Origin of the sequence: Ewingella sp. AOP9-I1-14 (genome assembly GCF_052375995.1) — a bacterium.
Classification (GTDB): Bacteria; Pseudomonadota; Gammaproteobacteria; order Enterobacterales; family Enterobacteriaceae; genus Ewingella; species Ewingella allii.
The window spans coordinates 128,337-141,541 of sequence record NZ_JBQSVA010000001.1 but is presented as its reverse complement, the minus strand read 5'-3'; the positions used below and the strand labels follow the sequence as shown (position 1 = coordinate 141,541).

The following is a 13,205-nucleotide window of genomic DNA, read 5'->3' as shown; positions in this document are numbered from 1 at the left end:
GCAAACGATCCCTTAGCACTTGCTCAGAATTATCCGACCGCAAAGCGGGTTGCAAAAACATTATCACGGTTAATGTTTGGCCACCAGACGACACCTAAACTAATCATTCTCCGTTTAACCTCGGTTTCGTTCGCCATGAATTAACCAATCTGCCTATAATAGTTGGCATTTCATTAACATTATCTATAACAGTGAATGACTCTATGGCACTTTCTCGTTATGAAAATCTGGCGCAGACCCTGCGTCGGCAGATTGATTCACAGGTGTGGCTGCCCGGCGACAAACTGCCGTCGCTGCGAGATAGCTGTAAACAGTCCGGCCTGAGCTTGATGACCGTCCTACAGGCGTACCAGCTGCTGGAAAGTCAGGGCGTAATCGTTGCCCGGCCGCAGTCGGGCTATTACGTCGCGCCGCGCAAGGTGCGCGAGCTGAATCGCCGCGCCAATCAAACTCTGCACGCCGCCGAGCAGGTGGATGTTAATGACGCCATTTTCGACATTCTCAAAGGTGGCCAAGACCCGTCGGTGGTGCCTTTAGGCTCGGCATTCCCGGACCCAACTTTGTTCCCCCAGCCGCGCCTTGCCCGCTCCCTGGCCAGCGCGGTGCGCCGCATGTCGCCACACAGCGCCATGGCCAATCTGCCGCCGGGCAACGAGGAGCTGCGCCGCAACATAGCCCAGCGTTACGCCCAAAACGGCATGGAAGTGCCGCCGGACGAAATTGTCATTACCTCGGGGGCCATGGAGTCGCTGGGCCTCAGCCTGCAAGCCGTCACCGAGCCTGGAGACTGGGTGGCGATTGAGTCGCCCGCGTTCTATGGGGTGCTACAGGCGATTGAGCGCCGTAAGCTGAAAGCCGTGGCGATCCCGACCGACGTGCGCAACGGCATGGATCTCGACGCCTTGGAGCAGGCGCTAGATACCTATCCGATCAAAGCCTGCTGGCTGATGTCCAACTTCCAGAACCCTCTCGGCTGCACGCTGTCGGTAGAGAAGAAGGCCCGGCTGGTGGCGATTTTGCAGGCCCACGGCGTGGCGCTGATTGAAGATGATGTTTATGGCGAGCTGTACTTCGGCGGTGAGCGACCTATGCCGCTCAAAGCGTCGGAAAATCGCAGTGAAATTCTGCACTGCTCCTCATTCTCAAAATGTCTGGCTCCCGGCTTTCGCGTTGGCTGGGTGGCGGCGGGGGCCTACGCCGCGCGCATCCAGCGATTGCAGCTGATGAGCACCTTGTCAGCCAGCGTGCCGGTTCAGCTGGCGTTGGCCGACTATATGCAGCAGGGCGGCTATGACACCCATCTGCGCCGCCTGCGTCGCCAGCTGGAACAGAGACAAATGGCGATGTTCAACGCCATCACCGAGACTTTTCCGTCGAGCGTGTCTGTGTCTCAGCCGCAAGGGGGATATTTTTTATGGCTGGATTTAGGCGAAAAGGTGGATGCGGCGAAGGTCTATCAGCGTGCGCTGGCGCAGGGAGTGAGCATTGCGCCCGGCACCATGTTCGCGGTGGACGATCGCTACCGGCACTGTATTCGTATCAATACCTCGTTTGAATGGGGCCCGCACACCGCGCGGGCCATCCAGATTATTGCCAATATTGTGACTGACGAGCTGAAGCACTGACCTGATCTGAAAGGCGACTAGGCTTCATTCTCACGCAAGGTTTTACCAACGTTGCCGCCGGGGTGAACCGCCAGCAGCGTCTGCTTATCAAAGCCGTTGCGCAGCATGATGCAGCCACAAATCGCGTCGAAGATAGCCAGCACCAGCACAATTGAGGTGGTGGCGAGCATGTCCAGCGGGTCGATCTCCCGCTGGATATGGGTCTTCAACACCAGCTTTGAAGCCAGCGCAATGGCCGAATCCAGATTCTCCGTCACGCTAATCAGCGTCACCCCTTTGCTGGCAAGGGTTGGCAACAGACGAGTCAGCTCTTCCGAATTCCCCCCGCGCGAAATCATGATAACCACGTCGTCGCTGCGCAGGAAACCGAGATCGCCGTGGGCGGCGTCAGTCGGATTGAGGTAAATCGCCGGTTGCTCGACACAGGCCAGCATGTGCGCCACTTTGCGTGCCGCGATACCCGAGGTGCCGACGCCGGTCACGGCTATCTTGCCTTTACATTCCGCGAGGGTGTTGAGCACCCGCTGCCAGACCTGCTGGTCGATATTCTGCTGCAGAGCCAGAATCTCTTGGCTATAGGTCTGCCAGCCCGCACAGGCTAGCTGCCACTCATTGGCGTCAAGGGATGGCGACATATCAAACATCCTCCTGCATCAGGCGTCGGTATTTCATGTGGTCGTGGTACATCTCATGGAACACTTTATATTTGCGGTCGTAATACTCTTTAATTTTGTTGGTCTGCGGCGTCACGGTTTTACCAATGCGGCTCATCGCCGCCATGGCTTCCGGTAGGGAGTCATAGGCTCCGGCGGCCACTGTGCCCATCATGGCGCTGCCCAACAGCATGGCTTCACTCTCTTCCGGCAGTAACATCGCGCAGCCCGTGGCGTTGGAGTGCTCTTGCACAAACACCGGGTTCTTGGTGCCGCCGCCGCTCGCCATCATGGTGTCGATGGAGTAGCCGCTCTGATTCATGGTTTCAATGATATGGCGCGTGCCTAACGCCAGCGCCTGAATGGTCGCCAAATAGTGCAGCGCCATATCTTCCGGGGTGCGCGACAGTTTGAGGCCAGTCAGGGTGCCGGTCAGCGTTGGGTTTGCGCGCGGCGAACGGTTGCCGTGGAAGTAGGGCAGCATATGAATATCTTTGGTAAGGAAGGCGATGTTCTCCGGCTCGCCGGCCATTTTGCGCAGAATGCCGTTCAGCACTTCATAAATAGTTTTGCCACTGTCTTTGCCCTGTTTCAGCAGATCCTGATAGCAAGGGTGCGACTGAATTACGTGGTCGATAAGCGCGCCGGTGGTGGACTGCCCGCCCTCGTTCAGCCAGTAATCCGGCAAGATCGCCGAGTAGTATGGTCCCCAGATGCCGCTGATATAGCGCGCGCTGCGTGACATCGCCATGTGCGCCGTCGAGGTGCCGCCAATCAGCGCGATACGATGGTCGAAGTCGGCCGTTTCGCCAGATGCGCCGCTGGCACCTAAGATCCCCAAACTGCCCGCGTGGGCGTCAATGATTGACACACTCACCGCCGTGCCGGGCATCAGGCCCATTTCACTGGCGGCGCGTTGAGTCAGTCCATGGCCCAAAGGTTGGCCCATGGTTTTCACTTCGCTGCCGATTTTCGCCGCGTTGTTTTCCAGCAAATCTTCCAGCCCGATCTGTTTGAAATAGCTCGGATCCCATCTGTCTTCGTGACCGATATAGGTCCACTTACAGACGGTGGAGCAGAGAGAGCGGGTTGGGTCCTGCGTGGCGCGCCAAGTCAGGAAGTCTGGCAGGTCAAACAGATGACCGACGTTGTTCCAGGTGCTCGGCATGTGCTGCTTCAGCCACAGCAGTTTTGGCGTTTGCATTTCAGGCGAGATAATACCGCCGACAAACTCCAGCACGCGGTGACCGGTGGCGTTGATGCGCTCGGCCTGCGTAATGGCGCGGTGGTCCATCCATACAATGATATTCTGCTCATTGCGCCCGGACGGGCTGACGGTCAGCGGTTTACCTTCTTTATCCAGCACCACCAGTGAGCAGGTGGCGTCGAAGCCCAAGCCTTTCACCTGAATCGGGTTGATATCGGCCTGACTCATCGCGTCTTTTACCGCGTTACACACCGCTTGCCAGATCTCGTCGGAAGACTGCTCGACAAAATCAGCTTTAGGGCGGAATAAGGTAATATCGCGGCTGGCCTGACCCACCCGGCGTCCTGTCATATCAAACACGCCTGCGCGAGCACTGCCTGTCCCGACGTCAACGCCAATAAAATAACTCGCCATGTTTCTTTCCCTTAATGTTCTAAAAGTCTGTCAGGACTTACGATTCTGTAAAGCGATAAACAGGATCAATACTCCGCCCCATAACGCCATAGTTAAGTAGCTGCTCACGCCCATCAGGTTCAGACCACTTTCCAGCATTTGCAGTACCACCAATGCCAGAACCAGTCCCAACACGCGACCAAAGCCGCCATCCGGGTTAATGCCGCCGAGGACCGAAGCCAAAATCGTGACCAGTAAATAGGAGTCGCCGTAACCCGCCTTGGCCGAGTTAAATTTCGACATCATCAGCAGCGCCGCGCCCCAGCCCAGCAGGGCGGAAAGCACGTAAACCGCGATAGTGACTTTGTGAGTGTTCACGCCGCTAAAGCGCGTGGCCTGCTCGTTAGACCCCATCAGATACAGGCTGCGGCCAAGGGTGGTGTGCTCGAGCAGCACCCACAGCAGCACGGCGACCAGCAGGAACAGCAGCAGGGCGACGGGAATGCCCAGCAGGCTGCCGTTGCTCAAATACTGAATGGCTTTCGGAAAGCCGGAGATCACCGTGCCGTTGGTCAGAAGAATGTTTAGCCCGGAGATCAGCGTCATGGTGCCGAGGGTGGCGAGGATAGGCGACACCCCGATGTAGGCGATTAATACGCCGTTTAGCGAGCCGATCGCCAGCGCCACGGCCAATCCCGCCAGCATCGCCAGCAGGAAGAAGGCGGGCTGGTCAGGGTGGGCGACCAAAATCGCCGCCATCACCAGCGAACAGGCGTTGGCTCCGGCGATCACCGACAGGTTAATCCCGCCGGTCAGCATGGTGATGCCCATTCCCAGCGCCAACATGCCCAAGATAGGCAGCTGGGAAGAGATTGACTGGAAGTTACCCAGACTAAAGAAGCGACCACCGAGCGTGAAAGAGAACAGCACGGCGACGGCCAGAATGATCAGCAACTGCAAACGGATGATGCGGTCACCGGGGAAAAATCGGGTTAAGGTTGTCATGTTACATTCCCTTCGCCAGTTTGCGTTTTTCGTTCCAGGCGGTGCTACTGATGCTGACCAAAATGATCACGCCGCTGAAAACTTGGTGCCAATAAGAGGAGATACTCAGCAGGGTCAGGCCGTTTTGCAGGAAGGCCAGCAGCATCACGCCCAGCACGGTGCCAGTCAGTGAGCCGCGCCCACCGGTCATGCTGGTGCCGCCCAATACCACGGCAGCCAGCACCGTCAGCTCATAACCTAGCAGCGAATTAGGAGCCACCGACTGGGTGATTTGTGCTTGTACCACTGCCGCGATGCCCGCCAACAGCCCCATAAAGCCGTAAACATAAAAGTGCAGACGCAGGATGTTTAGCCCAAGGCGTGAGGCCGCGTCGCGGTTGCTGCCCATGGCGTAGATTTGACGCCCGACGCGAGTGCGGTTCATCAGCACGCCGGTGGCGATAATCACCCCCAGCAGGCTGAGCAGCGGCAGCGTCAGGCCATAGTCATAGCCATCGCCAGCGGTGAATGAGAACCAGTTGATGCCATTCATAAACCAGTCCGGGAAGCCGTACAGCCAGGTGCCGTTAGTCAGATACACCAGCAGGCCGTAGAACAGGTTCAGGGTGGCGATGGTGATGATAATCGCCGGAACGCGCAGCCAGTAAACTAAGAAGCCGTTGACCAGCCCGAGCAGCAGGCCCACGCCCATCGCCATACCAAACGCCAGCGGGAAGCTGCCGCCGTGGTGGATGATGTAACTCGCCATCACGTATTGGCCAATGGAGGTCATGGCCGGGAAGGAGATGTCGATGCCTCCCGCAATCAGCACCACAAACAGGCCACAGGCCAGAATGCCAAGAATGGCGTAGCTGGTGGCGACATCAGTCAGGTTGCCGAGGGTTAAGAACTCTTTGGTGCTGACGCTCAGGCCAATCGCCAGAACCAACACCAGTAAACCCAACCAGAACTCGTGCTGGCCGATGGCTTTACTCAGCCAACTTCTTTCCATTTTTGAACTACCCATTAATCACCTCCGCAATCTGCGCTTCGCTGCACTGGTGCGGGGCGAATTCAGCAATCAGTTCGCCTTTACGCATCACCAGCACGCGGTGACTGTTGTAATAGGCTTCCGGGATCTCGTCACAAATCATCAAAACCGCCATGCCGGACTCAGCGAGATCGCGCGCAATTCGGTAGATCCCCTCTTTGTTGGCGATATCTACGCCCACGGTCGGCGAATCCAAGATCAGAATGTGCGGATGAGTCGCCACCCACTTGGCAATGGCAATACGCTGCGCATTACCGCCCGAGAGGGTTTTCACCGGCAGGCCGCTGTCCGAGACTTTAATGTTCAAATCGCGGATCAGGTCTTTAACCACTGACGCGGCTTTACGGTGATCCATCAAGCCCGCGCGGGTGTGCAGTTTGTTGAAAATTGACACCAGCGTGTTGTCGTAAATCGACTGCTCCATGATTAAGCCTTGGGTCAGGCGGTCTTCTGACACATAGGCAATGCCGTGACGAATGGCATCGCGGTTGCTGCGTAAAGTGACTTTCTTGCCATTCACTTTGATGTCGCCGCTGTCCGGCTGGCTCATACCAAACAGGCTCATGCACAGTTCGGTGCGCCCGGAGCCTAACAGGCCAATAATCGAGGTGATCTCCCCCTGGCGCAGTGACAGGGAGATATCCTGATACTGCCCGGCGCGGCTGAGATGGCTCACTTCCAGCAAAGGCGTGACGTCCGCCGGTGCGCGATGCGGCAGGTGGCTGTAGCTGAAACGCTGGCCGGTCATCAGGAAGGCCAGCTCATTGCTGTCGAGCTGGCTGGCCGGGTAAGTGCCCACCAGTTTGCCGTCGCGCATCACGCTAATGCGATCGGCCACTTCCATCACTTCGTCCAGACGGTGGCTAACAAACACCACGCAAATCCCGGCGGCTTTCAATTCGTTGACCACGCGCAGCAGGCCGTTAACCTCGGTGCGGGTGAGGGAGGCGGTCGGTTCGTCCATGATAACCAGACTCGCGTCTGCAGCGATTGCCCGGCATATTGCCACCAATTGACGGTCGGCGATCGACAGCTTTTCCACTTTACGATCCGGGTCGAGAGAAACCCCTACGCGTTGCATTGCGGCAATGGCTTTTTTGCGCATTGCCTCGCGATGTACCCAGAAATCGCCGCCCGGCAAATAACGGTGAATGGCAATATTTTCGGCCACGGATAAATTGGGGAATAACGACAGGTCCTGATAAATAACCTGAATGCCGTAATAAGAAGAGAGTTGTGGCGTTAAAGAGTGAAACAATTTGCCATCAATAGTGATGGTCGCGCCTTTTTCTGGCTGATAGACGCCGGAAATCACTTTAATAATGGTACTTTTTCCGCAGCCGTTTTGGCCTGCAAGACAATGCACTTCACCTTTATTTAATGTCAGCGTGACATTATCCAGTGCAAGTACACCGGGGAATTTTTTGCTTATTCCCTCAAGGCTGATAAATGCCTCGGCGGAATGAGGGGAGGTAGGTGAACTGGAATTAATCGTCATCGACTGAATCCTTACTGCGTTCAAGCTGGTCAGTTAAGAAAGCAGATACGGCACAACAAACTACGCCGTATCCCTTCCTATTTCTCTGGTGTGGCGAAAACCCGTCATCCTTTAAGCTGCCTCTGCGTTGGCTGCCTTCATTCATCCCAGTCACTTACTTGAGTAAGTGACTGGGATTCATTCAGTTGCCGCCTTGATGCAACGTAAATAATTCAGGGTTTAAAAAATAAGTAAATACTGACCTATTAGAAGCCCAGTGATTTCGCGTTGTCTGGTGTGACTTCCAGAATCTTATTAAAGCGAATCACGTGTTTATCCATATCTACGTCGGCTTTGCCCAGACCATCGATGGTTAAATCTTTGGTGACAGGCTTGCCTTGCAGCATCTGGTCAGCCACGGAAACTAAGGCGTAACCGGCATCTTTAGGATCCCACAGCAGGACTTTCTTAATATCACCGCGCATCAGGTAAGGCGCGGCCTGAGCTGGCATCGCAATACCCACCACGGCGATTTTATTCTTCGCACGTTTTTGTTGAACGGCCTGGCCTGCACCAATTGGGCCTAATGAACCAAAACCGATAATCCCTTTCATTTCAGGATAGGTTTTCATTAAATCCAGCGTGGTGGAGTAGGACTTATCAATATTCTCAGCAACCGGCAGGCGAGAAGTCACTTCATGCATATCCGGGTATTTTTGTTTCTGATACTTAATAGCCGCATCGGCCCAGGCATTATGTAATGGCACGGTGAGTGAACCGACATAAATTGCGTAACCGCCTTTGCCACCCATATCTTTGGCTAATTCATCCATGTTCGCTTCGGCATATTTCTGGCTGTCGATGGTTTCAATATCCCATTGACCAATTTGCTGGTCTGGAGATTCGTGGGTTAATACCACGATACCGGCGTCGCGAGCTTTTTTAAGTACCGGCTCTAATACTTTGGCGTCATTAGGCACCACAATAATGGCGTCAACTTTCTTGGCGATTAAATCTTCGATGACTTTAACCTGGGCCGCCGGATCTGGAGTAGAAGCACCGACCTGATAGGCGTTGACGTGTAATTTTTGGGCGGCATCTTTCACCCCCACTTCCATGCGTGTGAACCAAGGAATACCGGTGACTTTGGCCACCAGAGCGATGTCGTAGGGTTTATCGGCAGCAAAGCTTGGTGTTGAGATCAACATGCATGCAGAAACCACACATGCGCTGACTAATGCGAGGTTAAATTTCATGGCTGGTACCTTCTTATGATCTTATGTGTAGGGCGTGGGTAGTGGTTATTTTTTCCACGTATTGAGATTAACAAGCCGCTATGCGCTTCTCGCAGCAAAGTAAACAAAATGTGATCAAAGTCCGGAAATGTTAATTTATATGATTTTAATTGTTAAATTAAGGTTAAATAAAATTCAAGACATGAGAAATGAGCAGGATTGGGAGGTGAAATAGTGCGGTTTTAGATCAAGTAAGTATCATTTTTATAACATAAAAATAACATTAAAAAGTGAGGAATTGCTTTTCGCCACCCGCGAGGTATCGACATCAGCAACATAATGCCCAGATTGTGAGAACTATCACGAATTGCCCCTGACCCATCAAAGCGCAGCCTCCCCAAAAAGGTGCGTCACTTTCACCCATATCGAGCAACATCCTCTCTTGCACTCACCGCCAACATGCCTTCGATCACAATCCTGAGCGAAATATTCCTCCAAATCTTGCTGCATATTCAGTCGGAACACCTTCAAGGCGCAAAAGGGTTTGATTTTATGTTATTCACTTTTTATGCATTTTAAGTGAATAACTGCGGTTATTAAGTGGTTGTTTTTTCGTGGCGCAGCCGATTTTATGCATTTATTCCCTTTGCTGGCACGAAGGCTGCAATCTATCATCAACCAAAGAGAGTAAAATTTTTAACTTAAATGTAACAACTTCACAGCAGTTTGGTCCCCTTTGACTCTGAGGTAGATATGCAACAACAACTCAACGTTAGCCGTGAAAACTTTGATGACTGGCTGGTACCGACCTACGCGCCAGCCTCCTTCGTGTTGGTACGCGGAGAGGGCTCATGGCTGTGGGATCAAGAGGGCAAAGACTATGTCGATTTCGCTGGCGGCATTGCGGTTAACGCACTGGGCCACGCGCATCCAGAAGTGAAGAAAACGCTGGTGGAGCAGGCCGATAAAGTCTGGCATCTGGGCAACGGCTACACCAATGAACCCGTGCTGCGCTTGGCGAAACAGCTGATTGACGCCACTTTCGCCGAAAAAGTCTTCTTCTGTAATTCTGGGGCCGAAGCCAACGAAGCCGCGCTGAAACTGGCTCGCCTGTACGGCCACAAGCAGGGCGGCAATAAGAGTGAAATCATCGCCTTCAAAAATGCTTTCCATGGTCGCACGCTGTTTACCGTGACGGCGGGCGGTCAGCCGAAATATTCAGAAGATTTCGCGCCGCTGCCGCAAGACATCACCCACCTGCCGTTTAACGATTTAGCCGCGGTAGCTGATCACATTTCTGAGCGCACCTGCGCGGTGATCGTCGAACCAATTCAGGGCGAGGGCGGCGTGGTGCCTGCCGAGGCGAGCTTCCTGCAAGGGCTGCGTGAACTGTGCGACAAGCACGGCGCGCTGCTGATTTTCGACGAAGTGCAAACCGGCGTTGGCCGTACCGGCGAGCTGTATGCCTATCAGGGTTACGGCGTGGTGCCAGACATTTTGACCACCGCCAAGGCGCTGGGCGGCGGCTTCCCAATTGGCGCGATGCTGACGCTCGACAAGTACGGCGTGCTGTTCCAGCCGGGCACGCACGGCACCACCTACGGCGGTAACCCGCTTGCAACGGCGGTGGCGGGCACCGTGCTGTCGATGATTAACACGCCAGAGGTGCTCAACGGCGTGCAGAAGCGCCACCAGTGGTTTATCGACGGCTTGAAGCGCATTAACGAGCAGTATCAGGTGTTCTCAGAAGTGCGTGGCGCGGGCCTGCTGCTCGGCGCGGTGATGAGCGAACGCTTCAACGGTCAGGCCAAGCAGCTCAACACCTTGGCGGCGGAAGAGGGGCTAATCGCGCTGATTGCCGGACCAAACGTGCTGCGTTTTGCGCCATCCCTGATTATTTCCGGGTCTGATATTGAAGAAGGTTTGAACCGACTTGAGCGCGCCGTAAAACGCCTGTGCGCCTGAGTTAAGCCCCTATTTGCGAGGTAGACAATATGATGTTTATTAGACCCGTGCGGCTTGGCGACCTCGCCGATATTTTGAAGTTATCCGGTAAAACCGGCATCGGTTTGACCTCATTACCCAAAGACGAAACCCAGCTGCGCGCGCGAATTGAACGTTCGCTCGCCACCTGGGCGGGGAAGCTGGACAAGGCCGAGCAGGGTTTCCTGTTCGTGCTGGAAGATACCGAGCAGGAGAAAGTGGTCGGCGTTAGCGCCATTGAGGTGGCAGTCGGCCTGAGTGAGCCTTGGTACAACTTCCGCCTCGGCACCTTGGTTCACGCTTCGAAAAGCCTGAACATTTATAAGCCGGTGCCGACGCTGTTTCTCAGCAACGACCACACCGGCTTTACAGAACTCTGCACCCTGTTCCTCGACCCGGACCACCGCAATGGCAAGAACGGCCATCTGTTATCCAAGGTGCGTTTCCTGTTCTTGGCCGCCTTCCGCCAGCACTTCTCGCCGAAAGTCATTGCCGAGATGCGCGGCGTGTCCGACGACCACGGCCATTCCCCATTTTGGGACAGCGTCGGGCAGCACTTCTTCGGCATGGAGTTTGTCGAAGCCGACCGACTGACCGGCATGGGGCAGAAATCCTTTATTGCCGAGCTGATGCCAAAACATCCGCTCTACACCGAATTGCTTAGTCCTGAGGCGCGATCAGTCATCGGGCAAGTGCATCCGCACACCGCCCCGGCGCGGGCCGTGCTGGAAAGTGAAGGGCTGCGTTACACCGGCTACGTGGATATTTTCGACGGCGGTCCGACGCTGGAAGGGGAAATCGACCAGCTGCGCGCGGTGAGAGAGAGCCGCCTGCTGCCGGTGCATATCGGCCAGCCAAATCAAGAGCAGGACGCGCCGCTGTACGTGGTCGCGCGGGAAGATTATCAGGGCTTCTGCGCCACGCTGGTCGCCGGTGATCCGGTGATGAACCGGCTGACCCTTGACCCCGCCACCGCCGAGCAGTTGGGCGTGAAAGAGGGCGACCGCGTGCGCGCCGTCGCGCTCTATCCCTTTCGGGAGAACCGCGTCGCGCCAAATCAAGTAACCGACTCAAACCCAGAGGAAAGTCTCGCATGATGCATCCAGCACTCTTTATTCAAGGACAGTGGCGTAGCGGACAGGGCGCGCTGCTGGAGAAAACCAACCCGGCCAATAATGTTGGGCTGTGGTCGGCGCTGTGCGCCAGCCCGGAAGATGTCGAAGCGGCCTGCACGGCGGCGCGCACGGCGTTCCCCGCATGGGCGCGTAAATCTCTGGCAGACCGAGCGGCGGTCATTGCCCGTTTCGCCGAGCTGCTGACCGAGCATAAAAGCCGCTTGGCCGAGGTTATCAGCCTTGAAACCAGCAAACCGCACTGGGAAACCCTGACCGAAGTGCAGGCGATGATTGGCAAAGTGGCGATTTCCCTTGAAGCCAATCAGGTGCGCACCGGCGAGAAACATACCCCAATGCCCGACGGCGAGGCGGTACTGCGCCACCGTCCACACGGCGTGCTGGCGGTGTTCGGCCCTTATAACTTCCCCGGCCACTTGCCGAACGGTCACATCGTGCCGTCGCTGTTGGCCGGAAATACTATTGTCTTTAAGCCGAGCGAGCTGACGCCGAAAACCGCCGAAGAGACAGTCAAACTTTGGCAGCAGGCCGGTTTACCTGATGGCGTGATCAATCTGGTGCAGGGCGGCCGTAGCACGGGCGAAGCCCTGGCGGCGTCCGGGCAAATCGACGGTTTGCTGTTTACCGGCAGCGCCGGGACCGGCTACCAGCTGCATCGCCAACTGGCGGGCCAGCCGGAGAAAATTCTGGCGCTGGAGATGGGCGGCAATAACGCGCTGATCGTCGAGCCGGTCCAAGACATCGACGCGGCGGTAAACCTAACTATCCAGTCGGCTTTTATCTCTGCCGGGCAGCGCTGCACCTGCGCGCGCCGCCTGTTGGTCAAGAAGGGCGAGGCGGGGGACAGATTCCTCAGACGGCTGGTGGAAGTGACTTCCGATCTGAAGGTGGGCCACTGGGACGACCAGCCGCAGCCTTTTATGGGCGGCGTGATTTCCGACGTCGCGGCCAAACACATTTTGGCGGCGCAAGATGAGCTGATTGCTCTCGGTGGCAAGCCATTGCTGACCATGACTCGCCCTGACCTACACAGCTCGCTGCTGCTGCCGGGCATTATTGACCTGACGGGCATCGCGGGCGTGCCGGACGAAGAGATCTTCGGCCCACTGCTCAGCGTGCTGCGCTATGACGATTTCAATCAGGCCATCGAGATAGCTAACCAAACGCGCTACGGCTTGGCCGTCGGGCTGATTTCCACCGACCGCGCCCAGTTCGACCAGCTGTTAACCGAAGCCCGGGCCGGGATTGTGAACTGGAATAAGCCGTTAACTGGCGCGTCCAGCAACGCACCTTTCGGTGGCATTGGTGCCTCGGGTAACCATCGCCCAAGCGCCTATTACGCGGCGGATTACTGCGCATGGCCGATGGCATCGCTGGAAACAGAAAAACTTGAACTGCCTGTGACGTTGTCACCGGGAATTGATTTTAGCGGCGCTTAAGCCGCATTGCAGACGGCGAGAGGAG

The 13,205-nt window shown here is 55.9% G+C and carries 10 protein-coding genes; 4 read left to right on the top strand and 6 right to left on the bottom strand.

Features of this window, described 5'->3' with window-relative positions; translation table 11 throughout:
• Positions 1-203: 203 nt before the first annotated feature.
• Positions 204-1,625: an aminotransferase-like domain-containing protein gene (locus ACT3RT_RS00705; RefSeq protein WP_353502334.1), complete on the top strand. Its 1,422-nt coding sequence runs from the start codon at positions 204-206 to the stop codon at positions 1,623-1,625.
• Between the two features lie 17 nt (positions 1,626-1,642).
• Here the strand turns inward: ACT3RT_RS00705 and ACT3RT_RS00700 are convergent, their stop codons facing one another.
• The 6 genes from ACT3RT_RS00700 to ACT3RT_RS00675 all read right to left on the bottom strand — a co-directional run bounded on the left by ACT3RT_RS00700 (position 1,643) and on the right by ACT3RT_RS00675 (position 8,646).
• Complete coding sequence (locus tag ACT3RT_RS00700; RefSeq protein WP_496202368.1) at positions 1,643-2,260, bottom strand: SIS domain-containing protein; 618 nt, start codon at positions 2,258-2,260, stop codon at positions 1,643-1,645.
• Position 2,261: 1 nt separating this feature from the next.
• Positions 2,262-3,899: an FGGY-family carbohydrate kinase gene (locus ACT3RT_RS00695; protein WP_100937188.1), complete on the bottom strand. Its 1,638-nt coding sequence runs from the start codon at positions 3,897-3,899 to the stop codon at positions 2,262-2,264.
• A 30-nt stretch (positions 3,900-3,929) separates the two neighbouring features.
• Positions 3,930-4,883 (bottom strand): ABC transporter permease, encoded by a 954-nt coding sequence (locus tag ACT3RT_RS00690; RefSeq protein WP_353502331.1) that lies wholly within the window; start codon positions 4,881-4,883, stop codon positions 3,930-3,932.
• Between the two features lies 1 nt (position 4,884).
• The gene (locus ACT3RT_RS00685; RefSeq protein WP_353503980.1) at positions 4,885-5,874 is read right to left on the bottom strand and encodes an ABC transporter permease; all 990 of its coding nucleotides are present in this window, start codon (positions 5,872-5,874) and stop codon (positions 4,885-4,887) included.
• Between the two features lie 7 nt (positions 5,875-5,881).
• Entirely contained in the window at positions 5,882-7,411 is a 1,530-nt protein-coding gene (locus ACT3RT_RS00680) for a sugar ABC transporter ATP-binding protein (RefSeq protein WP_353502330.1), read from the bottom strand.
• A 245-nt stretch (positions 7,412-7,656) separates the two neighbouring features.
• A complete protein-coding gene (locus tag ACT3RT_RS00675) occupies positions 7,657-8,646 on the bottom strand; it encodes an autoinducer 2 ABC transporter substrate-binding protein (RefSeq protein WP_353502329.1) in 990 nt (329 codons plus the stop codon).
• A 732-nt stretch (positions 8,647-9,378) separates the two neighbouring features.
• Here ACT3RT_RS00675 and ACT3RT_RS00670 point away from each other — a divergent pair.
• The 3 genes from ACT3RT_RS00670 to astD are packed head-to-tail and all read left to right on the top strand — an operon-like array spanning position 9,379 to position 13,180.
• Positions 9,379-10,590, top strand: a complete 1,212-nt coding sequence (locus ACT3RT_RS00670; protein WP_485900874.1) for an aspartate aminotransferase family protein — start codon at positions 9,379-9,381, stop codon at positions 10,588-10,590.
• 29 nt (positions 10,591-10,619) lie between these two features.
• Positions 10,620-11,705, top strand: a complete 1,086-nt coding sequence (gene astA, locus ACT3RT_RS00665; protein ID WP_496202367.1) for an arginine N-succinyltransferase — start codon at positions 10,620-10,622, stop codon at positions 11,703-11,705.
• Positions 11,702-13,180, top strand: coding sequence for a succinylglutamate-semialdehyde dehydrogenase (gene astD, locus ACT3RT_RS00660; RefSeq protein ID WP_496202366.1), 1,479 nt, complete (start codon positions 11,702-11,704; stop codon positions 13,178-13,180). The genes astA and astD overlap by 4 nt, the downstream gene beginning before the upstream one ends.
• Positions 13,181-13,205 lie beyond the last annotated feature (25 nt).

Coding starts and splice junctions, on each gene's coding strand:
- ACT3RT_RS00705 (WP_353502334.1), top strand. CDS start 204: ATGGCACTTTCTCGTTATGAAAATCTGGCGCAGACCCTGCGTCGGCAG.
- ACT3RT_RS00700 (WP_496202368.1), bottom strand. CDS start 2,260: ATGTCGCCATCCCTTGACGCCAATGAGTGGCAGCTAGCCTGTGCGGGC.
- ACT3RT_RS00695 (WP_100937188.1), bottom strand. CDS start 3,899: ATGGCGAGTTATTTTATTGGCGTTGACGTCGGGACAGGCAGTGCTCGC.
- ACT3RT_RS00690 (WP_353502331.1), bottom strand. CDS start 4,883: ATGACAACCTTAACCCGATTTTTCCCCGGTGACCGCATCATCCGTTTG.
- ACT3RT_RS00685 (WP_353503980.1), bottom strand. CDS start 5,874: ATGGAAAGAAGTTGGCTGAGTAAAGCCATCGGCCAGCACGAGTTCTGG.
- ACT3RT_RS00680 (WP_353502330.1), bottom strand. CDS start 7,411: ATGACGATTAATTCCAGTTCACCTACCTCCCCTCATTCCGCCGAGGCA.
- ACT3RT_RS00675 (WP_353502329.1), bottom strand. CDS start 8,646: ATGAAATTTAACCTCGCATTAGTCAGCGCATGTGTGGTTTCTGCATGC.
- ACT3RT_RS00670 (WP_485900874.1), top strand. CDS start 9,379: ATGCAACAACAACTCAACGTTAGCCGTGAAAACTTTGATGACTGGCTG.
- astA (WP_496202367.1), top strand. CDS start 10,620: ATGATGTTTATTAGACCCGTGCGGCTTGGCGACCTCGCCGATATTTTG.
- astD (WP_496202366.1), top strand. CDS start 11,702: ATGATGCATCCAGCACTCTTTATTCAAGGACAGTGGCGTAGCGGACAG.